Origin of the sequence: Streptomyces sindenensis (genome assembly GCF_014649035.1) — a bacterium.
Classification (GTDB): Bacteria; Actinomycetota; Actinomycetes; order Streptomycetales; family Streptomycetaceae; genus Streptomyces; species Streptomyces sindenensis.
The window spans coordinates 244,768-267,578 of the sequence record NZ_BMSG01000005.1 but is presented as its reverse complement, the minus strand read 5'-3'; the positions used below and the strand labels follow the sequence as shown (position 1 = coordinate 267,578).

18 protein-coding genes are annotated in these 22,811 nt (G+C 69.4%); 13 read left to right on the top strand and 5 right to left on the bottom strand.

Annotated elements, in window-relative coordinates:
• Window positions 1-101: 101 nt before the first annotated feature.
• Window positions 102-584 carry a hypothetical protein gene (locus IE145_RS09435; RefSeq protein ID WP_229825453.1) on the bottom strand — a complete coding sequence of 161 codons (483 nt, stop codon included), beginning with the start codon at window positions 582-584 and terminating at the stop codon, window positions 102-104.
• 236 nt (window positions 585-820) lie between these two features.
• On the opposite strand from IE145_RS09435, the gene IE145_RS09430 reads away from it, so the two are divergent.
• On the top strand, window positions 821-1,441 hold the full coding sequence (locus IE145_RS09430; RefSeq protein ID WP_093813270.1) for a histidine phosphatase family protein: 621 nt from the start codon (window positions 821-823) through the stop codon (window positions 1,439-1,441).
• 191 nt (window positions 1,442-1,632) lie between these two features.
• On the opposite strand, the gene IE145_RS09425 is transcribed toward IE145_RS09430, so the two are convergent.
• Window positions 1,633-5,517 (bottom strand): GH92 family glycosyl hydrolase, encoded by a 3,885-nt coding sequence (locus tag IE145_RS09425; protein WP_189520457.1) that lies wholly within the window; start codon window positions 5,515-5,517, stop codon window positions 1,633-1,635.
• A gap of 502 nt (window positions 5,518-6,019) precedes the next feature.
• Between IE145_RS09425 and ngcE the strand changes: the two genes are divergently transcribed.
• The 9 genes from ngcE (at window position 6,020) to IE145_RS09380 (ending at window position 18,186) form a co-directional block, all read left to right on the top strand.
• Window positions 6,020-7,465 (top strand): N-acetylglucosamine/diacetylchitobiose ABC transporter substrate-binding protein, encoded by a 1,446-nt coding sequence (gene ngcE, locus IE145_RS09420; protein WP_189520456.1) that lies wholly within the window; start codon window positions 6,020-6,022, stop codon window positions 7,463-7,465.
• Between the two features lie 49 nt (window positions 7,466-7,514).
• Window positions 7,515-8,435, top strand: a complete 921-nt coding sequence (locus tag IE145_RS09415) for a carbohydrate ABC transporter permease (protein ID WP_006128388.1) — start codon at window positions 7,515-7,517, stop codon at window positions 8,433-8,435.
• Complete coding sequence (locus IE145_RS09410; RefSeq protein ID WP_069741417.1) at window positions 8,435-9,385, top strand: carbohydrate ABC transporter permease; 951 nt, start codon at window positions 8,435-8,437, stop codon at window positions 9,383-9,385. Before IE145_RS09415 ends, IE145_RS09410 begins: the two co-directional genes overlap by 1 nt.
• A gap of 228 nt (window positions 9,386-9,613) precedes the next feature.
• A complete protein-coding gene (locus tag IE145_RS09405; protein WP_069739241.1) occupies window positions 9,614-10,813 on the top strand; it encodes an ROK family transcriptional regulator in 1,200 nt (399 codons plus the stop codon).
• A 120-nt stretch (window positions 10,814-10,933) separates the two neighbouring features.
• Window positions 10,934-12,046: a sugar ABC transporter substrate-binding protein gene (locus IE145_RS09400; RefSeq protein ID WP_069739242.1), complete on the top strand. Its 1,113-nt coding sequence runs from the start codon at window positions 10,934-10,936 to the stop codon at window positions 12,044-12,046.
• 286 nt (window positions 12,047-12,332) lie between these two features.
• Window positions 12,333-13,121, top strand: a complete 789-nt coding sequence (locus tag IE145_RS09395) for an ATP-binding cassette domain-containing protein (protein ID WP_189520455.1) — start codon at window positions 12,333-12,335, stop codon at window positions 13,119-13,121.
• A gap of 23 nt (window positions 13,122-13,144) precedes the next feature.
• Complete coding sequence (locus IE145_RS09390; RefSeq protein ID WP_373296579.1) at window positions 13,145-14,449, top strand: sugar ABC transporter permease; 1,305 nt, start codon at window positions 13,145-13,147, stop codon at window positions 14,447-14,449.
• Window positions 14,450-14,613: 164 nt separating this feature from the next.
• A complete protein-coding gene (gene dxs / locus IE145_RS09385; RefSeq protein WP_189520454.1) occupies window positions 14,614-16,527 on the top strand; it encodes a 1-deoxy-D-xylulose-5-phosphate synthase in 1,914 nt (637 codons plus the stop codon).
• Between the two features lie 192 nt (window positions 16,528-16,719).
• On the top strand, window positions 16,720-18,186 hold the full coding sequence (locus IE145_RS09380; RefSeq protein ID WP_189520484.1) for an amino acid permease: 1,467 nt from the start codon (window positions 16,720-16,722) through the stop codon (window positions 18,184-18,186).
• 118 nt (window positions 18,187-18,304) lie between these two features.
• Here IE145_RS09380 and IE145_RS09375 read toward each other — a convergent pair whose 3' ends face one another.
• Window positions 18,305-18,742: a YbhB/YbcL family Raf kinase inhibitor-like protein gene (locus IE145_RS09375; RefSeq protein ID WP_268246811.1), complete on the bottom strand. Its 438-nt coding sequence runs from the start codon at window positions 18,740-18,742 to the stop codon at window positions 18,305-18,307.
• A gap of 216 nt (window positions 18,743-18,958) precedes the next feature.
• On the opposite strand from IE145_RS09375, the gene IE145_RS09370 reads away from it, so the two are divergent.
• The 3 genes from IE145_RS09370 (at window position 18,959) to IE145_RS09360 (ending at window position 20,815) form a co-directional block, all read left to right on the top strand.
• On the top strand, window positions 18,959-19,372 hold the full coding sequence (locus IE145_RS09370; protein WP_189520452.1) for a PRC-barrel domain-containing protein: 414 nt from the start codon (window positions 18,959-18,961) through the stop codon (window positions 19,370-19,372).
• A 194-nt stretch (window positions 19,373-19,566) separates the two neighbouring features.
• Entirely contained in the window at window positions 19,567-20,451 is an 885-nt protein-coding gene (locus IE145_RS09365) for a universal stress protein (protein ID WP_229825448.1), read from the top strand.
• A 169-nt stretch (window positions 20,452-20,620) separates the two neighbouring features.
• A complete protein-coding gene (locus IE145_RS09360) occupies window positions 20,621-20,815 on the top strand; it encodes a hypothetical protein (RefSeq protein ID WP_069739248.1) in 195 nt (64 codons plus the stop codon).
• A gap of 166 nt (window positions 20,816-20,981) precedes the next feature.
• Here IE145_RS09360 and IE145_RS09355 read toward each other — a convergent pair whose 3' ends face one another.
• Window positions 20,982-22,043: a PP2C family protein-serine/threonine phosphatase gene (locus IE145_RS09355; protein ID WP_189520450.1), complete on the bottom strand. Its 1,062-nt coding sequence runs from the start codon at window positions 22,041-22,043 to the stop codon at window positions 20,982-20,984.
• 55 nt (window positions 22,044-22,098) lie between these two features.
• Window positions 22,099-22,554, bottom strand: coding sequence for a hypothetical protein (locus IE145_RS09350; RefSeq protein WP_189520449.1), 456 nt, complete (start codon window positions 22,552-22,554; stop codon window positions 22,099-22,101).
• Window positions 22,555-22,811: the final 257 nt, after the last annotated feature.

Below are 22,811 nucleotides of genomic sequence, written 5' to 3'. Positions count from 1 at the left end.
TCCGCGACTGATCGGCGGGCGGCACAACGCGAGGGCCGCGCCCCGGGGGTCCCGGGGCGCGGCCCTCGCGCCGTTCCCGCCGCCGTGGCCCCGGACCGGCCTCAGCCCGCGGAATCCGACGGCGTGCGCCAGACGTCGCTGATCCGGCAGGTCGTGCCGGGCGGTACCTCACCGAGGCCCTGCGCCTTCCTCACCGCGGTCCCGCCGGGCTCCAGGGCGACCACTCCCGCCCCGCCCTCCGCGACCTTGACGCCCTCCTTGTCGAGAAACTCCATCGTGATGGTGTAGCTGGACGTCGTGGCCGAGCCGTTCACCACCTTCACCTTCGCCGACTGCCAGCCGATCCGCGGATCGCGCGTGCACGCGGTGATCGTGACGTCCTTCCACGCATCGGATTCGGTCGCGGTGGGCTCCGGCGCGGGCTCCTCCTCGTACGGTGCGGAGTCCTCGTCGTACGGCTCCGAGTAGGGCGCCTCCGACCTCGGCGGCAGCGCGATGGAGTCCTCGACGGAGTCCATCGCCGAGTAGACGAGCGCCACCACCGCTCCCGCCACGATGAGCCCACCGCCCACGGCGAGCGTCACGATCAGCCCCGTGTGCTGCTTCCGCGGCGGCCCCGCGGGCGCGGCCCACGGCGAAGGCCGCTCTGGAGGAGCCCCCACCGGAGGCACGTGCTCCGGCTGCGGCTGTTCGGGCGGCGGAGGCGGAAAGTTGCCGGACATGCGATCCCCCCACGGGAAAGTGATCAGCTGAAGGGTTTACCGTACGTGGCCCCATCAGCCCCACCCGCACCACCTGGACAGAGAGCGAACGGACCACCATGGGCGAGCTGATCCTCATCCGGCACGGCGAGACCGAATGGTCCCGTTCCGGGCAGCACACGAGCTGGACCGACCTGCCCCTCACCGATGTCGGGGAGCGCCAGGCCCGCGCGCTCGTCCCGCTGCTGGCCGACCGCACCATCGGCCTCACCCTCGTCAGCCCGTCGATCCGGGCCCGCCGCACCGCCGAACTGGCCGGACTCCCCGCGCCCCGGGTCACCCCCGAGCTGCGGGAGTGGGACTACGGCGGGTACGAGGGCGTCACCACCCGCGAGATCCGCCGCACCCGCCCCTTCTGGAACCTGTGGACCGACGGCGTCGACCCCGGCTCCGACGAGCACCCCGGCGAGAGCCCCGCCCAGATCGGGCAGCGGGCCGACCAGGTGCTCGCGGGCGTCCGGTCGGCCGCCGAGGAGGTGCCGGACGAGGAGGACATCGCGCTCGTCGCGCACTCGCACTTCCTGCGCGTCCTCACCGCCCGCTACCTCGGCCTGACCCCGGCCGAGGGCCGCCTCTTCCAGCTCGCCACCGGCGCCGTCTCCCGCCTCGGCACCGAACACGGCCGCCCGGTCGTCGCCGCGCTCAACGTCGCCCTGCCCGAAAGCCTCCAGGGCGGCTGAGCCGCGCCCGCCACGGCCGTCGCACCCGCCAGGACTCTGGTGCCGCCACGGCCGTCGCACCCGCCACGCCCCTCGCACCCGCCTGGACTCTCGTGCCGCCACGGCCGTCGCGCCCGCCGGAACCGCTGACACGCCGGCGGCCGGCACCCCCGCCCTCGGGGTACCGGCCGCCCGCGCTCACCGCGTCACACTCAGGACAGCAGCTCCACCTCCGCGAGCGTCGCCGAACCCGTCAGCACCAGCCGGTACTTCGTGTACGAGCCCGGCCTGTCCACCGAGAACACCCGGGTCTGCCTGTCCCAGGCGAACGACTGGCCGGCGCGGCGGTCGAGGTCCTTCCACTTCTTGCCGTCCGCCGAACCCTGGAGCGTCCATCCCTTCGGGGCCTTGTCGGCCGCCGCCGAGGTCAGCGTGTACTGGATCCCCTTCGTGGCCGAGGAGACCGGCAGCTCCACCGACTCCACCGTCGCCGACGTGGCGGAGGTGTCGTCGAACAGCGCGCCGCCACCCTTCAGCGCGTCGCCCTTGGGCGTCGGGACCTTGTCGTCCTTCTGCACCGAGACCGGGGCCGCGTCCTTGCCCGTGCCCCAGGCCGACGGCTTCGGGCCCATGGCGAACTCCAGCGTGCCGCCCTTGGCCAGGACGTCGTGGGGGAGCGCCGTGGAGGTCCACTTCTTGCCGTTGACCTTCACGCCCTGCACGTAGATGTTCTTGTCGCTGTTCTTCGGGGCCTTCACGACCAGCTTGCGGCCGTTGTCCATGCGGACGGTGACCTTCTTGAAGAGCGGCGAGCCGATGGCGTACTCCCCGCTGCCCATCACCAGCGGGTAGAAGCCGAGCGAGGAGAAGAGGAACCACGCCGACTGCTCGCCGTTGTCCTCGTCGCCGTGGATGCCCTGCCCGATCTCGCTGCCGACGTACAGCCGGCCCAGCACCTCGCGGACCTTCTCCTGCGTCTTGTACGGCTGCGAGGCCGCGTTGTACATGTACGTGGCGTGGTGGGCGACCTGGTTGCTGTGCCCGTACTGGCCCATCCGCACGTCACGCGCCTCGGTCATCTCGTGGATGACCCCGCCGTAGCTGCCGACGAACTCCGGGCCCGCCGTCTCCGGCGTCGAGAAGTACGTGTCCAGCTTCTTGCCCAGGCCGGCGCGGCCGCCGTACAGGTTGGCCAGGCCCCGGCTGTCCTGCGGGGCGGTGAAGGCGTAGCCCCAGCCGTTGGTCTCGGTGTAGTCGTAGCCCCAGACGCGCGGGTCGTACTGGTCCGAGGGCAGGCGCCAGTCGCCGTTCGGCTTCTTGCCCTGGAAGAACCCGGCCTTGTCGTCGAAGAGCTTGACGTACTTCTGCGCCCGGTTCATGAAGTACTCGGACTCTTCCTTGTACCGCGCCTTCTTCGTCTTCTTGTACAGCTCCTGGCCCATGCGGGCGATGCCGTAGTCGTTGACGTAACCCTCCAGGGACCAGGACAGGCCCTCGTGGGTGGCGGTGTCGGCGTAACCGGTGAAGACCGAGGTCTGCAGGCCCTTGCGGCCGACGCCCGAGGACGGCGGGGCCACGGTGGCGTTCTTGAGCGCCGCGTCGTAGGCCGCCTCGGCGTCGAACTTCACGCCCTTGACGTACGCGTCGGCGAACGCCACGTCCGAGCTGGTGCCGGTCATCAGGTCCGCGTAGCCGGGGGAGGACCAGCGCGAGGTCCAGCCGCCGTCCTTGTAGTGCTGCACGAAGCCGTCCACCAGCTTCCCGGCCTTCTTCGGGGAGAAGAAGGAGTAGGCCGGCCAGGTCGTGCGGTAGGTGTCCCAGAATCCGTTGTTGACGTACACCTCGCCGTCGACGATCTTCGCGCCGGTCCGCGTCGGGGTGTTCTCGCCGGTCGCCTTGGAGAAGGGGCTGGCGTACCTGTTCTTGCCCTTCACCTTCTCGTGGCCGGAGTTCGGGTAGAGGTAGAGCCGGTAGAGGCTGGAGTAGAGCGTCGTCAGCTGGTCGGCGTTGGCGCCCTCGACCTCGACCGTTCCGAGGATGTCGTCCCAGGCGCTCTGCGCCTTGCGCTGCACACGCTCGAACGAGGTGGACTCCGGTATCTCCGTCGCCAGGTTCTGCTTCGCCTGGTCGACGCCGATCAGCGAGGTGGCCAGCCGCAGGTTGACCGTGCGGTCCTTGCCCGCGTCGAAGCGGAAGAAGCCGGTGACGTCGTCGCCCCCGCCGCCCTTCAGCCTGCCGCTGGCGGTGACCGGCGCGTCGAAGACGCCGTACACGAACATCCGGGTCGCGCCGGTGGACAGGCCGCTCTTGACGTCCGTGTAGCCGGAGAAGGAACGGGTCTCCGGGGCCAGGGTGATGCCGCCGGCGTTCGACACGTTGTCGAAGATCAGGCTGGCGTCCTTGCCCGGATAGGTGAACCGCATCCGGGCCGCGTGGTCGGTCGGCGTCATCTCGGCCTGGAGGCCGTTCTCGAACGTGACGCCGTAGTAGTGCGGCTTCGCCGTCTCGTTCTCGTGCCGGAAGGGCAGCGCGCGGGCGGTGCGGGAGGCGTCCGGGGTGCCGCTCGCGGCCGAGGGCATCAGCTGGAAGGTCTGCCGGTCGCCCATCCACGGGCTCGGCTCATGGCTCGCACCGAACGCCTGGAGCGTGGGGAGGTTGTCCGCGTTGTTGCCCCGGTGGTAGTCGTACAGCCAGCTCAGCGAACCGGCGTTGGTCACCGGCGTCCAGAAGTTGAAGCCATGAGGGACCGCCGTGGCCGGAATGTTGTTGCCGCGCGAGAAGCCGCCGCTGGAGTTGGTGCCGCGGGTCGTCAGCGCGTAGTCCGACAGATGCGCCTTGCGCTTCTCCGGCTTCTTCGGGGCGATCGCGATGTCGTCGATCCAGCCCTGGAACTTCGCCTTCCCCTTGGGGGAGTCGTACGCCACCAGGATCCGGTCGACCGTCCTGCCCGCGGCGACCGTGCCGATCCGGGCGGCGACCTTGTTCCACTGGTTCACGTAGAGGCGCTTGGCGTCCGCCTGGCCCTGCGGGGTCAGCAGCCCGCCGTGGCTGTCGGTGGCCTTCAGGTCGCTCAGGTAGGTGCCGTCGGTGAAGGCGAGGTCCACCGCGATGTGCGTGGCCGGGTAGTTCAGGTCGGTCTCGCCCATCTGCGGATAGACGAGGTAGGACAGCTCGGTGTCCTTGGTGACGGCCGTGTTCACGTCGAAGATCTTGTTGTACGAGTAGGCGCGTCCGTCGGACGTGTGCGTACCCGCGTAGCGCAGCGCCTTCTTTCCGGTGAATCCCGCGCCCGACTTGGCGGTGGGGGAGCCGGAGGGGCCGCGGTCGGGCTGGCTGCGCATCTCGTCGGGCACCGGAGTGGAGGTGTCACCGTTCGAGAACTGAACGTCGGCGAGCTGGAGTATGCCCGACGCGCCGTTGTTCTCGGTGATCTCCAGCCGGAAGTGTCGGTAGGCGGTGTCGCCCGCGAAGTCGTACGTCTTCGTCTCGTGCCGCTTGGCGAAGGACTCGCCGCCGCGGGTGTCGAGGTCGGTCCACTCCTTGCCGTCCGCCGAGCCCCGGAGCGTCCAGCTCTTCGGGTCGCGTTCGGCGTGGTCGTTGGCCGAAGTGAGCGCGTACGTCACGACCTTGACCGGTTCGTCCAGATCGAACTCGACCCAGCCGGTCTTGGCGAACGTCAGCCACTTCGAGGCCGGCTCGACATCGACGAGGTTCTCCTTGACCTCGCCGCCCGCGGTGTTCTCGGCGCTCGCGCGCACCTCCGTCACCCGGTCGGTGACGTTGCCCGGGATGCCGGAGGAGAAGCCGCCGTCGACGCCGGAGGACCGCTTCTTGCCGTCGGGGCCCTCCTCGACGGTGCTGCGCCAGTCCGGCTGCTTCTCGTCCGCCTCGAAAGAGGTGGTGAACGTCCGGTCGCCGGAGGGCTTGCGGTCCGGCGACGCGGGCTGCGCGGCGGCGACCGCGGGGGCGATCACCACCAGGGCGAGGGACGCCGCCAGGGCGGCTGCTGTGGGGGTCCGTCTCCGGCGGGGGGCCGGGCGGGGGACCGCGTGAGGGGCTGTGTCGAAGCCGTGGTTGAGGCCGCGTGGTGGCTGCATGCCGAGCCGTTCCTCCCCGGGAAAATGCATGGACAACGTTGTCATAGTGGGATGCAAGGTCCAGTAGGGAGCCAAGTGACAGGACGTGTCAAGGGTGTTGCCGCAGGGTCTGTCGGCGAATCGGCCGGAATGGGGAAATAGCCGCCGCGGGAGGAGGGTGCGGGGCACCGAGGTGTCCTTGAGGTCTCAACTCGGGAAAGACTGCCGCCCAAACCTGCATTCGATCTTGCTCAGTTGGCGACAAGTGGACTATACCTGTCGGCATCTGCACAGCCGTTTCACACGGATGTGCGCGGGGGAAACAGGAACGTCGCGAGGACGCCGAGGGCGTCCTCGCTGTACGGTCTCCCGGCATCCCCACTGCACCGGCCCGTCCGGTGCGTCTGCATATCCGCATGACCCAAGCGCAACTGACCGCGGTGGCGGGGCCCTTCGCCTGAGGCGAATTCTCGACGGGTGACCGGCACACCGCCTGAGTCCTGGAGAAGGCGAGGACTTGAGCATGGGATCCACCTCCGCCCACAACAATGAGGGCCTTGGCCGTCGCGATCTGATCAAGCGTTCTGCCGCACTCGGCCTGATCGCTGTTCCGACGATGAGCTTCCTGTCCGCCTGCGCGAGCGGCGACAGCAGCAGCGACGACAAGGTCGAAAAGGGCGAAAAGAGCGACAAGAACCCGCTGGCCGTCAACGGCAGCGCGCCGCTGGAGATCGTCATCTTCGACGGCGGCTTCGGCACCAAGTACGCCGAGGACGCCAAGGCCGTCTACGAGAAGACCTACCCCGAGGCGAAGGTCAAGTTCTCGGCGACGCAGAAGATCCAGTCGGTTCTTCAGCCGCGATTCAACGGTGGCACCCCGCCGGACCTGATCGACAACTCCGGTGCCCAGCAGATGGACATGGGCGTCCTGGTCGGCAAGAAGCAGCTCACCGACCTGACCCCGCTCCTCGACGCCCCCTCCATCGACGACCCCGCCAAGAAGGTCCGCGACACCCTGCGGCCCGGCATCGTCGAGATGGGCCAGTTCGACGGCGACCCGGTCTGGATCATGTACTACGCGTACACGGTCTACGGCGTCTGGTACTCGCAGACCGCGCTGGAGAAGCTCGACGCCACGTACCCGGAGAACTGGGACGACATGCTCGCGCTCTGCGCGAAGGCGAAGAAGAAGGGCATCGCCGGCTGGACCTACCCCGGCAAGCACCCGTACTACCTCCCCTTCTCCCTGTACCCCTTCATCGCCAAGATCGGCGGTGCCGAGGTCCTCGACGCCATCGACAACCTGGAGCCGAAGGCCTGGGAGCACCCGGCGGTCAAGGCGGCTTTCGAGGCGTACTACGAGCTCGTCGCCAAGGACTACATCCTCGACGGCACCCCCGGCCTCGACCACCGCGGTTCGCAGGGCGCCTGGGCCCGCGGCAAGGCGCTGTTCATCCCGAACGGCTCCTGGGTGGAGAACGAGGAAGCGGCGATCATCCCCAAGGACTTCAAGCTGTCCGTGGGCGCCCCCTCCAGCCTCGACTCCTCCGACAAGATGCCGTTCGGCACCATCTGGGCGTCCGGCGGCGAGCCGTTCATCGTCCCGAGCAAGGCGAAGAACGTCGAGGGCGGTATGGAGCAGCTGCGCATCATGCTCAGCGAGGCCTCCTCCAAGTCCTTCACCGCCAGCACGAAGTCGCTGTCCGCCTTCAACGGCGGCACGGACGGCATCGAGCTGTCCGACGGCCTCAAGTCCGGTGTCGCCGCGCTGGAGAAGGCCGGCACCAACGTGGTCAACCCGCGCCTGCAGGACTGGTACGTGAAGCTCCAGAAGGAGCAGATCGGTGTCGCCGCGCTCGGCGAGATGATGGCGGGCCGCGCCAAGCCGGCCGAGACCATCAAGAAGATCCAGGCCTTCGCCGACGCGACCGCCAAGGACCAGTCCATCAAGCACTTCAAGCACCAGTGACCACGCGTCACCAGCGGCGGGCAGCACGGGAAGGTCGGAGTCGGTAACGATGCAACACGGTAAATACCGGTTCATAGTCGGGTTCTTGGTGGTCCCGATGGCGTTGTACGTCATCTTCGTCATCTGGCCCTTCATCCAGTCCATCTACTACTCGTTCACGGACTGGACGGGTCTGAGCCCCGACTTCAAGATGGTCGGGTTCGACAACTACACCAAGATGCTCGACGACGACGTCTTCTGGAAATCGCTGCAGCACAGTGTGCTGTTGGCGGTGCTGCTCCCGCTGGTGACGCTCGGCCTGGCGCTCTTCTTCGCCTTCATGCTCAACGTGGGCGGGCGGCGCCGCAAGGGCGCCGCCGTCACCGGCGTGCGGGGCTCGGGGTTCTACAAGATCGCGTACTTCTTCCCGCAGGTGCTCTCGATCGCGATCGTGGCCATCCTGTTCCAGTTCGCCTTCGACCCGGCCCAGGGCATGATCAACGGCACGCTCAAGGCCGTCGGCTTCGACGACGTACCGGACTGGCTGGGCGATCCGCAGCTGGCGCTGTGGGTCATCATGGCGGTCCTGGTCTGGTGCACCACCGGCTTCTTCGTGGTGCTGTTCTCCGCGGGCATGGCCTCCATCCCCAAGGACTTCTACGAGGCCGCCCTGCTGGACGGGGCGAGCCGCTTCACGACCTTCTTCCGGATCACGCTGCCCCTGCTGTGGGACACCGTCCAGTCCGGCTGGGTCTACATGGGCATCCTGGCGCTCGGCGCCGAGGGCTTCGCCATCGTCCACATCATGAGCGTCGGTCCCGGCGGGCCCGACTACTCGACCACCGTCCTGCCGCTGTACGTCTACCAGTCGGCGTTCCGTGACGGACAGGCGGGCTACGCGACCACGATCGGTGTCGCCCTGCTCATCGTGACGCTGGCGTTCGCCGCCATCGTCATGCGGGTGGGCCGGCGCGAGCGGCTGGAGTTCTGATGAAGACCACTGACACCCCTCCGTCCGGGCCCTCCGGAACCCCGTCCGGCGCCGACGCGGCCAAGGTCCCGGCCCAGCGCACCGAGGCGGTCTCCAAGGGCTCGTCGGCCCCCGCGAAGAGCAGTGAGGGCCACGTCCTCAACGTCTTCTCGCACGGGATGCTGATCCTGTGGGCGATCATGGTCGTCCTGCCGCTGTTCTGGGCGGTGATGTCCTCGTTCAAGACCGACTCGGACATCTTCAACACGCCGTGGTCGCTGCCCAGCTCGCTGAACTTCGACAGCTGGGGCCGGGCCTGGAGCCAGGCCCACATGAGCGAGTACTTCCTGAACACCATCCTGGTGGTGGGCGGTTCGCTGGTGGGCACCCTGGTCCTCGGATCCATGGCCGCCTATGTGCTCGCCCGCTTCGAGTTCCCCGGGAACCGTTTCATCTACTTCCTGTTCGTCGGCGGCATGAGCTTCCCGATCATGCTGGCGCTGGTCCCGCTGTTCTACGTCATGGACAACATGGGGCTGCTGAACACGATCCACGGCCTGATCCTCGTGTACATCGCGTACTCGCTGCCGTTCACCGTGTTCTTCCTGACCTCGTTCTTCCGTACGCTGCCGACCTCGGTGGCGGAGGCGTCGATCATCGACGGGGCCTCGCACACCCGGACGTTCTTCCAGGTCATGCTGCCGATGGCCAAGCCGGGCCTGATCAGCGTCGGGATCTTCAACTTCCTGGGGCAGTGGAACCAGTACATGCTGCCGACGGTGCTGAACACCGACCCGGAGAAGCGGGTGCTGGCCCAGGGCCTGGTGGAGCTGGCCGCCAGCCAGGGGTACAAGGGCGACTACTCCGGCCTCTTCGCCGGCCTGGTGATCGCCATGCTGCCCGTGCTGGCCGCCTACATCATCTTCCAGCGGCAGGTCGTCTCCGGTCTCACGGCCGGCGCCCTGAAGTAGGGCGCGCGAGAAGATCACATATCGGCAACAACCCGGTGCCCCGGCGGAGTCCCTCCGCCGGGGCACCGGGCCGTTATGGGGTGCGCCGGTGCTCAGGTCTTGACGGGAGGCACCCCCGAACGGTCAGCTTAGAGTTCACATGTTGGAGGAAGCCGGGGTCTCATCGCTGCGGCCCCGGCCGGGGCGGTCCTCAGGGACCGCCCGCCAAGGGCAGGAGTGGATGAGTCGATGGAGACTCCCGGGTCGCAGACATCGCTGCACAGGGCCAATCTGGAGCGGGTCGTACGCGCCGTACGGATGGCAGGGTCGCTCACCCAGGCGGAGATCGCCCGGAGCACCGGCCTCTCCGCGGCCACGGTCTCCAATATCGTCCGGGAGCTGAAGGACGGCGGAACGGTCGAGGTCACCCCCACCTCGGCGGGCGGCCGGCGGGCCCGCAGCGTCTCGCTCAGCGGCGACGCGGGCATCGTCATCGGCGTCGACTTCGGCCATACGCATCTGCGCGTCGCCGTCGGCAACCTCGCCCACCAGGTGCTCGCCGAGGAGTCCGAGCCGCTGGACGTCGACGCCTCCTCCGCCGAGGGCTTCGACCGGGCCGAGGTGCTGGTCAAGCGGCTGATCGAGGCCACCGGGATCGGTCCGGACAAGGTGATCGGCGTCGGTCTCGGCGTGCCCGGCCCCATCGACGTCGAGTCCGGCACGCTGGGCTCCACCTCGATCCTGCCGGGCTGGACCGGCATCAATCCCAGCGAGGAGCTCTCCGGCCGCCTGGGCGTGCCCGTGTACGTCGACAACGACGCCAACCTCGGGGCGCTGGGCGAGCTGGTCTGGGGCAGCGGGCGGGGCGTCAAGGACCTCGCGTACATCAAGGTGGCCAGCGGGGTCGGCGCCGGTCTGGTGATCGACGGGACCATCTACCGCGGCCCCGGCGGCACGGCCGGCGAGATCGGGCACATCACGCTCGACGAGTCGGGCCCGGTCTGCCGCTGCGGCAACCGCGGCTGCCTGGAGACCTTCACCGCCGCCCGCTACGTCCTGCCGCTGCTCCAGCCCAGCCACGGGCCCGGGCTCACCATGGAGCGGGTGGTCCAGCTGGCCCGCGAGGGCGATCCCGGGTGCCGCCGGGTGATCGGGGACGTGGGCCGCCACATAGGCAGTGGCGTGGCCAACCTGTGCAATCTGCTCAACCCCAGCCGCGTCGTGCTCGGCGGCTCGCTGGCCGAGGCCGGAGAGCTGGTCCTGGGGCCCATAAGGGACTCCGTGGCGCGGTACGCGATCCCCAGCGCCGCCCGGCAGCTCTCGGTCCTCCCCGGGGCGCTCGGCGGCCGTGCCGAGGTGCTGGGCGCACTCGCCCTGGTGCTCAGCGAGATGGGCGATTCAACCCTTTTGGAGAGCACCCTTCCCGTGGCCACTCCTGCCTTCACTTAGATAACGAATGGCACCGTTGTCATCTCGTTAAGGATTTACTCCTTGACGCTGGCGCTGAGGCCGAGTTGACTTCCAGCCACCTCGGCCGCAACGTCGCGGCCTCGTCAGGGAGGTTCGAGAATGAACACGCGTATGCGTCGTGCCGCCGTTGCCGTTGCCGCCACCACGATGGCGATCTCGCTGGCCGCTTGCGGGAGCGCCAAGGAGTCCGGCGACAAGGCCGAGCAGAGCTCGGAGAAGAAGGGCGACGACCTGAAGATAGGTCTGCTCCTTCCCGAGAACCAGACGGCCCGTTACGAGAAGTTCGACCGGCCGATCATCGAGAAGAAGATCAGCGAGCTCACCGGCGGCAAGGCGAAGGTCACCTACGCCAACGCCAAGCAGGATGCGAACACGCAGGCCCAGCAGGTCGACACCATGATCACCAACAAGGTCGACGCTCTGATCCTGGGCTCGGTCGACTCCAAGGCGATCGCCAACAGCGTCAAGAAGGCCAAGGACGCCGGCATCCCGGTCGTCGCCTTCGACCGCCTCGCCGAGGGCCCCATCGACGCCTACACCTCCTTCGACAACGAAGAGGTCGGCCGGGCCCAGGGCACCGCCCTGCTGGAGGCCCTGGGGGACAAGGCCGACGGCGGCACGATCGTGATGATGAACGGTGCGATCACCGACCCGAACGCCGCGCTCTTCAAGTCGGGCGCCAAGTCCGTCCTCGACGGCAAGGTGAAGTACGGCAAGGAGTACGACACCAAGGAGTGGAAGCCGGAGAACGCCAACGCCAACATGGAAGCGGCGATCACCGCGCTCGGCAAGGACAAGATCGACGGCGTCTACTCCGCCAACGACGGCATGGCGGGCGGCATCATCACCGCCCTCAAGGCCGCCGGTATCTCCCCGCTCCCGCCGGTCACCGGTCAGGACGCCGAGCTCGCGGGTGTGCAGCGCATCGTCTCCGGTGAGCAGTTCATGAGCGTCTACAAGTCCTACCCGGCCGAGGGCATCGTCGCCGCGGAGATGGCCGTCGCCCTCGCCAAGGGCGAGAAGCTCGACTCCATCGCCACCTCCAAGGTCGACAGCGCCACCACCAAGGGCATCCCGACGGTCCTCGTCCCGGTCGTCTCGCTGACCAAGGACAACATCAAGGACACCGTCATCAAGGACGGCATCTGGACGCTGGACGAGATCTGCACGGCCAAGTACAAGGCCGCCTGCGACAAGCTCGGCCTGAAGTAGTCCTCCGGGTCCCCGGCCCGCCCCGAGCGGCCGGGTCCCGCCCGCTCCACCGCCACCCGGCCCGCCGCGCGCCCGCGCGAGGGCCGGGCGGCCCACCGCCCGCGCGGGCGCAGGCCCCCGGCCCGCCCGCGTCAGGAAGCCTGTCCGGCGTCCCGCACATCAACCGTCCCGCTACCGGGCGGGGCGCCGGACGGAACGCTTCACCGCTCTTCCCGTATCTCTTCTGCTCGACACCGCCGCGCCTTCCCCCGGGCGCGGCATCCCCGCCGGTCAGGCGGCGAAGGAGATGGTTCATGTGTCCGCTACGCCCGTGTTGGCGTTGCGAGGGGTCTCCAAGCGCTTCGGTGCCGTCCAGGTACTCACCGATGTAGAGCTTGAGGTCCACGCCGGCGAGGTGGTCGCCCTGGTCGGCGACAACGGCGCCGGTAAATCAACGCTGGTCAAGACGATCGCCGGAGTGCACCCCATCGATGACGGCGTCATCGAGTGGGAGGGCCGGGCGGTGCAGATCAACAAGCCGCACGACTCCCAGAACCTGGGCGTCGCGACCGTCTATCAGGACCTCGCGCTGTGCGACAACATCGACGTCGTCGGCAACCTCTACCTGGGCCGGGAGCTGCGCAGGTTCGGCATCCTGGACGAGGTGGAGATGGAGCGCCGCTCCCGCGAGCTGCTCTCCACGCTCTCCATCCGGATCCCGAGCGTCCGCATCCCGATCGCCTCGCTCTCCGGCGGCCAGCGCCAGACCGTCGCCATCGCCCGGTCGATGCTCGGTGAGCCCAAGCTCGTCATCCTCGACGAGCCGACCGCCGCTCTCGGCGTCGAGCAGACCGCCCAGGTCCTCGACCTCGTCGAGCGGCTGCGCGAGCGCGGCCACGCGGTCATCCTCATCAGCCACAACATGGCCGACGTGAAGGCCGTGGCCGACAAGGTCGCCGTGCTCCGGCTGGGCCGGAACAACGGTGTCTTCGACGTGAAGACCACCTCCCAGGAAGAGATCATCTCCGCCATCACGGGCGCCACGGACAACGCCGTGACCCGACGTGCGGCGCGCAACGCGGAGGTTTCCCAGTGACCACCGAAGAGACCACCAGCCCGGTGGACAAGAGCAGCACCTCGCTGGACAAGGGCAGCGACCCGGTGGACGCGCCGGCCGGCAACCCGGACGCCGCCGACGGCGCCGCCACGGTCGTCGACCCCCGGCTGCTCGTCCGCGAGCAGGGCCTCGCCGGCTACCTCACCGAGTTCAAGCGCAAGATCAGCGGCGGTGACCTGGGCTCGATCCCGGTGGTCATCGGCCTCGCCATCATCGCGATCGTCTTCCAGAGCCTGAACTCCGAGTTCCTCTCCGCGAAGAACATCAGTGACATCGCGGTCACCATGGTCGCCACCGGCATGATGGCCGTGGGCATCATCTTCGTCCTGCTGCTCGGTGAGATCGACCTCTCGGTCGGCTCCGTCTCCGGCGTCTCCGGCGCCCTGATCGCGGTGCTCAGCGTCACCCAGGGCATGAACGAATGGCTGGCGATCCTCGTCGCCATCGTCAGCGGCGCGGTGATGGGCGCGATCCACGGCTTCTTCTTCGCCCGGATCGGGGCCCCGGCCTTCGCCGTCACCCTGGCCGGCCTGCTGTTCTGGCTCGGCTTCATGCTCCAGCTGCTCGGTGACTCCGGCACCATCAACCTGGACGGCGAAGGCGTGGTCGGCCAGCTGACCACGTACTACTTCACCGATGTCGCCGCCGCCTACGGGCTCGCCGCCGTCGCGGTCGTCGGCTACTTCGCCGCCGCCTTCCTGGACACCCGCCGCCGCGAGGCCGCGGGCATCCCGTCCCGGCCGGTGGCCGACATCGCCGTGCGCACCGCGGTCCTCGCGGTGTTCGCCTTCGCCGCCGCGTACATGTTCAACCAGTACCGCGGCCTGCCGCTCGCCCTGGTCCTCTTCCTGATCGTCCTGGTCGGCACGGACTTCCTGCTCCGCCGGACGGCCTACGGGCGGAAGATCTTCGCGCTCGGCGGCAGTGTGGAGGCATCCCGGCGCGCCGGTATCAACGTCACCGCGATCCGGATCTCCGTCTTCTCCATCGCGGGCACCTTCGCGGCGATCGGCGGCCTGTTCTGGGCCTCCAAGATCGCGGCGGCCAACCAGGGCTCCGGCACCGGCGACCTCCTGATGAACGTCATCGCGGCGGCCGTCATCGGCGGCACCAGCCTCTTCGGTGGCCGCGGCCGCACCTGGAACGCCCTGCTCGGTGTCATGGTGATCGTCTCGATCCAGTACGGACTGTCGCTGGAGGGCATCGCCACGCCGATCCAGTACATGGTCACCGGCGCCGTGCTGCTCGCCACGGTCGTCATCGACTCCGTCACCCGTAAGACCCAGAAGACCGCGGGTCGCGCCTGACCGCACGTTCGCGCAGGTGCCCGGCGTCCCCGGAGGGGCTGCCGGGCACCTGCGCGTGTCCGGGTATCGCTACGAAGAGGCCCGCCCGCTGCTCACGACCGGTAGCGGAACATTAGACTCTTCGGATCGGCACGCTCGATCAGCTCAAACGCAAGGAGGCACGGGTGGATCTGCTGACCCGCATCAAGGGACCGCGCGACCTGGACCGGCTCAGCCTCGGTGAGCTGGACCAGCTCGCGGAGGAGATCCGCACCTTCCTGGTGGACGCGGTGTCCAAGACCGGCGGCCACCTCGGACCCAATCTGGGCGTCGTCGAGCTCACCATCGCCCTGCACCGGGTCTTCGAATCCCCCAAGGACACGGTGCTCTGGGACACCGGCCACCAGGCCTACGTCCACAAGCTGCTCACCGGCCGCCAGGACTTCTCCCGCCTCAAGATGAAGGGCGGCCTCTCCGGCTACCCCTCCCGTGCCGAGTCCGACCACGACATCATCGAGAACAGCCACGCCTCCGGGGTGCTCGGCTGGGCCGACGGCATGGCCAAGGCGAACGAGGTCCTGAAGAAGGACGACCACGTCGTCGCGGTCATCGGTGACGGCGCGCTCACCGGCGGTATGGCCTGGGAGGCGCTGAACAACATCGCCGCCGCCAAGGACCGCCCCCTCGTCATCGTCGTCAACGACAACGAGCGCTCCTACGCCCCGACCATCGGCGGCCTGGCCAACCACCTGGCCACACTCCGTACCACCGACGGCTACGAACGGTTCCTGGCCCGAGGCAAGGACATCCTGGAGCGCACGCCCGTCGTCGGCCGCCCGCTGTACGAGACCCTGCACGGCGCCAAGAAGGGCCTCAAGGACTTCATCGCCCCGCAGGGCATGTTCGAGGACCTCGGCCTGAAGTACGTCGGCCCGATCGACGGCCACGACGTCGAGGCCCTGGAATCCGCTCTCCAGCGCGCCAAGCGCTTCGGCGGCCCGGTCATCGTGCACTGCCTCACCGAGAAGGGCCGCGGCTACACCCCGGCCCTGGAGGACGAGGCCGACCGCTTCCACGCGGTCGGCAAGATCCACCCCGACACCGGCCTGCCCATCTCCACCTCCGGCCTCGACTGGACCTCCGTCTTCGGCGAGGAGATGGTCAAGCTCGGCCAGGAGCGCGAGGACATCGTCGCGATCACGGCCGCCATGCTCCAGCCGGTCGGCCTCGGCAAGTTCCAGGAGGCCTTCCCGGACCGGATCTACGACGTCGGCATCGCCGAGCAGCACGGCGCGGCCTCCGCGGCCGGCCTCGCCACCGGCGGCCTCCACCCGGTCTTCGCGGTCTACGCGACCTTCCTCAACCGCGCCTTCGACCAGGTCCTGATGGATGTGGCCCTGCACAAGTGCGGCGTCACCTTCGTCCTGGACCGGGCCGGCATCACCGGCACCGACGGCGCCTCGCACAACGGCATGTGGGACATGTCGATCCTCCAGTGCGTGCCCGGCCTCCGGATCGCCGCCCCGCGCGACGCCGACCAGGTCCGCGCCCAGCTGCGCGAGGCCGTCGCCGTCGACGACGCGCCCACCGTGGTCCGCTTCTCCAAGGGCGCGGTCGGCCCCGCGGTGAAGGCGGTCGGCAAGGCCGGCGGCATGGACATCCTGCGCGAGCCCGCGGCGGCCCGCCCGGACGTCCTGATCGTCTCCGTCGGCGCGCTCGCCCCGATGTGCCTGGAGATCGCCGACCTGCTGGACGCCCAGGGCATCTCCAGCACCGTCGTCGACCCCCGCTGGGTCAAGCCCGTGGACGAGGCGCTCGCCCCGCTCGCCGAGCGCCACCGCGTCGTCGTCACCGTCGAGGACAACAGCCGCGCCGGAGGGGTCGGCTCCGCCGTCTCCCAGGCCCTGCGCGACGCCGGCGTCGACGTACCGCTGCGCGACTTCGGCATCCCGCCGGTCTTCCTCGACCACGCATCCCGCGGCGAGGTCATGGCCGACATCGGACTGACCGCGCCGGACATCGCCCGGCAGGTCACCGGCCTGGTCGCCAAGCTCGACGGCCGCTTCGAGAGCCGCGCGGTGGAGCCCGCCCGCGACTGAGCCGCTCCTTGCTCCGTACGGCCGACGGGCCGGGAGAACCGCCCCTGTACGGGTGGTTCTCCCGGCCCGTTCGCGTGAAACGGGCCGGATGGCGCGTGCCCGGGCCGGCCCGCTCCCAACCATGGCGTTCACAACGAGTGCGTGGAGGTAACGCAGGTGAGCGCGCAGGTCACACCGCCCCGCGGCAAGGGCGTGTTCCGCACCAAGTCCGTCGAACAGTCGATCCGTGACACCGAGGAGCCGGAACACGCGCTCAGGAAGTCCCTCTCCGCCGTGGACCTCACGGTCTTCGGCGTGGGCGTCATCATCGGCACCGGCATCTTCGTCCTCACCGGCAAGGTCGCCAAGGAGACGGCGGGACCCGCGACCGCCCTCGCCTTCGTCGCGGCGGGCGTCGTGTGCGCACTGGCCGCGCTCTGCTATGCCGAGTTCGCCTCCACCGTCCCGGTGGCGGGCTCCGCGTACACCTTCGCGTACACGGCACTGGGCGAGCTGGTGGCCTGGATCATCGGCTGGGACCTGGTGCTGGAGTTCGCGCTGGGCACCGCGGTGGTCGCCGTGGGGTGGTCCGGCTATGTCCGCTCGCTGATGGACAACGTCGGCTGGACGATGCCCGAAGCGCTCTCCGGGCCGGACGCGGCGGAAGGGGTCGGCTTCGACGTCCTGGCCTTCGCCCTGGTGCTGGTGCTGACCGCCGTCCTGGTCGTCGGGATGAAGCTGTCCGCCCGGGTCACCTCGGTCGTGGTGGCGATCAAGGTCGCGGTCGTCCTCATGGTGATCATCGCCGGCCTGTTCTTCGTCAAGGCCGAGAACTACAGGCCCTTCATCCCGCCGGCCGAGCAGCAGCCCGCGGGCTCGGGCTGGGACGCCCCGCTCGTACAGCTGATGTTTGGTTACGAACCCACCAACTTCGGCGTGATGGGCATCTTCACCGCCGCGTCCATCGTCTTCTTCGCGTTCCTCGGCTTCGATGTGGTCGCCACCGCCGCCGAGGAGACCAAGGTGCCCCAGCGCGACATGCCGCGCGGCATTCTCGGCTCGCTCCTGATCTGCACGGTGCTCTACGTGGCGGTCTCCCTCGTGGTCACCGGCATGCAGCACTACAGCGAACTGTCCGTCAGCGCTCCGCTCGCCGACGCCTTCAAGGCCACCGGGCACCCGTTCTACGCCGGCCTGATCAGCTTCGGCGCGGCGGTCGGACTCACCACGGTCTGCATGATCCTGCTGCTCGGCCAGACCCGTGTCTTCTTCGCGATGAGCCGGGACGGTCTGCTCCCGCGCTTCTTCTCCAAGACCCACCCGCGCTTCCGCACCCCGTACCGGCCGACGATCCTGCTCGGCGTGGTGATCGCGGTCATCGCCGGATTCACCAGCATCGAGGAGCTCGCCACCCTGGTGAACATCGGCACGCTCTTCGCGTTCGTCGTCGTGGCCCTCGGCGTCCTGGTCCTGCGCCGCACCCAGCCGGACCTGCCCCGCGCGTTCCGTACGCCGTGGGTCCCGCTGCTCCCGATCCTCTCGGTGGCCGCCTCGGTCTGGCTGATGCTCAACCTGCCGGTGGAGACCTGGGTGCGCTTCGGCGCCTGGATGGCGCTCGGCGTCGTCGTCTACTTCGTGTACGGGCGTTCCCACAGCCGGATGGCGAGGGAAGCAGGCTAGCCCCTGTCGTCAGACTGCCGTCCGCCGTGCCACGAAGCACGGAGGACAGCACCCGTGCCGAGTGCGCGACAGCCGACGTCGGCGGGGCATCGACGGAGCCACCCGGCTCCATCGGCGGTCAGTACAGGGCCACGAGTTCACACCGATCGACGCTCTGTTCCTCCAGGACCGTGTGCGCGGCGTCAGGCGAGACGTCGTGAGGTATCGACACGGGGGCCGGCAGCGCGTAGAGACGGAAGACATAGGGCCGGGGTTCACCGTCCGACGCGTCGGGGCCGCCCCAGCCCGCCTCCCCGAAGCTGTTCCTGTGCACGTGACTGCCGGGGTCGCCGTTGCCCGCGGCCAGTCCTGTACGGCGTGGGTCGATGCCGGTCACGAGCCAGAGCAGAAGGCCGTCGCCGGAAGGCGCGTCGGGGCCCTCGCACATCAGGGCCAGCTCCGAGGCCTCCCGTGGCACTCCGGCCCACGACAGAGGCGGTGACGTGTTGTCACCGGCGCGTGCGCATCGAGGAGGGAGGCGGTCCCGCCCGCGGAACGCTGGGCTGCTCAACTCCATTCGCGTCATGAGGACCGGCTACCCGCCATCGGCGGACGCACGCCGGCGCGTGACGCGCGGCAGGCGGGTGCCCTGCCCGGGGACGGGGACCGGAGCAGCGAGCAGCCCTCCCGCTCTCCTTCCGACGGGCTACGCGTAACCGTGCCGATGTCGGGCACCCAGGGAGGAGCGCCCGACCGGGCGCACCAGCCCTGCGAGACATACCAGGAGGATTCCATGGGAACCGGCACCATCCCCGTACTGACCAAGCTCTCCGACTCACCCCAGGTCATCGCCTCCCCTGCCGAGGACATTCTCGGCCGGAAGGTGACCGACCGGTCGGGCGCCGAGATCGGCAAGGTCGGTGACCTCGTCATCGACGAGAACGAGCAGAGGGTCCGCTTCCTGATCCTGGAACACGGCGGCTTCCTGGGCATCGGGGAGAAGGAGACCTACATCCCGGTCGACGCGGTGTCAGAGGTGACCGAGGACCGTGTGCATATCGACCGCACAGGCGATGACGTTGCCCAGGCACCCGGTTACGACCCCGAACTGCTGGACCGGAACGAGTACTTCGGCAGCCTCTACAGCCACTACGGCTACACCCCCTTCTGGGGCGCCGGCTACGTCTACCCCCGCGTCTATCCCTGAGCCACCACCCCCCGGCCACCGCACGGGGACCCCGAGTCCGCTCTCCCGTCTCGTCGTCGCTGCTCCGGACCGGGGCGGCCCCCGGCGCCTGCCGCCTCCGCCGACGCGGCCGAGTTGCCGTGGCCGCGACCCGGCCGTGTGATGGAGGTGTCCGGAAAACAGCGGGAGAGAAGGGGACCATGGACGGTCGGCGCATGGCCGGAGCAGTGGTGGTGGGGGTGGTCGACACCGCGGAGCAGCGGCACGTCGTCCGGTACGCCGCCGAGGAGGCGGCCCGGCGTGGGGCCGTCCTGTGCCTCCTGCATGCGGTCGAGTGGCCTGCGCCCCCGGGGTCGGACGACGCGCCCGGCCGGGGCGCGACCGCGCAGCAGGCGGAACGGGTGATCGCCTCGTTCGCCGAGTCGGTGGCTCAGCAGTTCCCGCAGGTGGAGGTCGTACCCGATGTGGTGTCCGGACCGCCGGCCCGAGCACTCGTCGACCGGTCCTACCGGAGCGCGATGATCGTTGTCGGCCACCGGGGCACCGGCGGGTTTCCCCGGTTGCCGCTCGGCTCGGTGAGTCTCCAGGTCGCCACGCACGCGCAGTGTCCGGTGCTCGTGGTGAGGCCGGGCGAGCGTGAGGAGCCGAGGGAGAACCGAGTGGTGGTGGGCGTCGACGTGGACGACCTTCCGTCCGGGCTGATGGAGTTCGCCTTGGAGGCCGCGGAGGCTCGCGGCGCCGCTCTCGACGTGGTGTACGTGGCCACCCGGCCGGAGCTGCTCGGTACCGGCCCCACCGGGCCTGCGCTCATGGACGACGAGGCGGTGTCCAGCAGCGCGCGGGAAGGACTGGAGAACATGCTGGCCCCCTACCGGTCCGGCCGTCCCGGCCTGGACCTGCGAGGGCACGTCAAGCGGCACCACCCCGCAGCGGCGCTGGTGGACGCCTCACGGCGTGCCGGCCTGCTGGTGGTCGGCTCCCATGGCCGCACGGGGCTGAAAAGGCTGCTGCTCGGTTCGGTGAGCGGCAAGGTGCTGCACACCGCTCTGTGCCCGGTGGCCGTGGTACCGGCCGCGCAGCAGGACGTCGCGGCGAGTTGAGACATCGCCGGACCTCACCCCGTACCCACGCGCCGGGGCTTCCCGGAGCTCATGGCGTCGGCGGGTACAGGAACCGTGACCCGTCCGCGCCGGTGAGGAGGAGGGCGGGAGGGCCCGGCCGGCAGGTGCTCGGCTTGCGCGATGCGAGGCTGCGCGTTAGGCAGGGACCATGAGCGACGAGACGGCCTCCTGGCACCCTGGCGAGATCGTTCCCGCCAGCGGGATCTACGCGTGCGACTGCGGCGGTGAACACCACTGGAGCACGGATGTGAAGGGGCATCGCTTCCCGCCCCTGCCCTCGGGCTGTTCGGGCCGGTCCTGGACGTTGCAGGAGCCGACGCACCCCGAGAACCACCCCGGCTGAGTCCGAGGTCCCCGACCGGTAGGTCCTCGACCGCCCGTCCGGCCATCGCCGCGGCCATCCCTGCGACCAACACCCCGGCACATCAACCCGGCCTCGCGTACGGCGGCGCCGTCACCTGCCTGCCGTGCTCCTGGCCCCGCCCGTCCCAGTTCTCCCGCCACCACGTTCACCCAGGCCGGTAGCGCAGCAGAAGCATGGCCGCATCGTCCTGCGGCCCTCTGGCGTACCGGACGATATCCGTGCGCAGTGCTTCCAGCGCCGCGTCGGCGTCGGGGACGTCGAGAAGTCCGGCGCGCTCCTCCAGGGGGTAGAAGGCGCCTTCCGCGTCCCGTGCTTCGGTCACTCCGTCGGTGCAGAGGAGAAGTTGCTCTCCCGGGCTGAAGTCGGCGCGGTAGGGGCGGGGCGGGTCGCCTCCGAGTGTTCCCATCCCGAGGGGCAGTGCGTAGGCGGGCGGCAGCGGGAAATCGACCGAGTGGTCGGCGCGGATGATCATCGGGGCCGGGTGGCCGCAGTTCAGAAACGCAACGTATTCCTCGTCGGTGTGCATCTCGGCGAGGACCGCCGTCACGAACTTCTCTCCACCGGCGTCACGGGCGACCGTGCGCTCCAGCCGAGCGGCGATGGCGGTCAGGCCGGGCTCGTCGTGCGCGGCTTCCCGGAAGACGCCCAGCACCAGGGCCGCTGTCTCCACGGCGGCGAGCCCCTTGCCCTGGACGTCCCCGACGATGACGCGAACTCCGTACGGCGACACCACCACCTCGTACAAGTCACCGCCGATACGTGACTCGGCAACCGCCGATGTGTAGGAAGCCGCCACCTGGAGACGCCCGACCCGGCGCGGCACGGGACGCTGCAACACGCGCTGGGCCACCTCGGCGATGGAGCGCACGCTGGCCAGCTCCGCTTCACGCCGCATACGCGTGCTCGCGGCCAGAGCCCCGGCCAGCGTCACTCCGGCTACGGAAGCCATGGCCGTATACCCACGCCGGGTGTCGAAAAGTCCGTCGTACACCCCCAGGCCGGCGCAGAGCAGCAGCGCCGCGCAGCCGATGAGCACGGTGCGCCGCCACGTGCCGATCAACCCGGCGAAGGCAGGACCGAGCGAGACGAGGGGCAGGAACCCCGCCTGCGGGCCGGCTGTGAGGTCCATGGCGGCAACCACCGCCATCACCACGATGGGGAGCCAGGAAAGCACTGCCGGATCGCCTCGGCGCTCTGCAGTGCTCATGATGCTCCCAGCGGTGTGACGGCTTCGGCCCGACTCGGCCGGGAACCTCTAAACCTTAGATCATGCAAAGATTCCCCGGGCTCAGGATGGGACCACACCTGTTTATGTGATCGGCTCCTTTCCGGGCTCTCAGGATGCACGGCGATGGCGCGAAAGCACCGACAGCCCGGCCGCTTTCCTCTGCCCCGCGGACGCGAGGAAGCGATCCATTCCGTGGGACGCGGAAGTCGCCCGGGCGGCTCTCACCGACGTGCGCTCGTCCCGTCGACCCGTGGCGCAGGGCCACCGCCATCACCGAGATCGCCAGAAGCAGGCGGGAGAACTCGTGCAGTTCCCCGTGCCCCTCCACCACGGTGGGCAGGTCGACGAAGTCCTGCATCCGGGGGCCGACGACCACCCCGGTGACCAGGGCCAGCAGCGGGGCGCTCACCGGCGCGCGCTGGACCCACCGGGAGACGGCAGCGACCACGAGAGCCAGGAGACCGACGACCGTCAGCAGAATGTCCAGCACGGAGATACGCCTGCCCGATCAGCACCGCGCCACGTCCTCCCGGCGACCGGGTACCACTCCCGGCGGATCCACCGGTCGGCGGCAGGGCCGGTCAGTCACGCTCCCTCGGGCCGGACCTCTGCCCAGAGGTCCGCGACGTGGGACGCCGCTCGCCCAACGCGGCCTCACGCCCGGACGGGCGTGAGGCCGTGGTCGTGTCCCGCACCCGCCGCCGAGATCAGGAGGCCAGAAGCCGAGGTCACGCTCCTCGCCCCGCC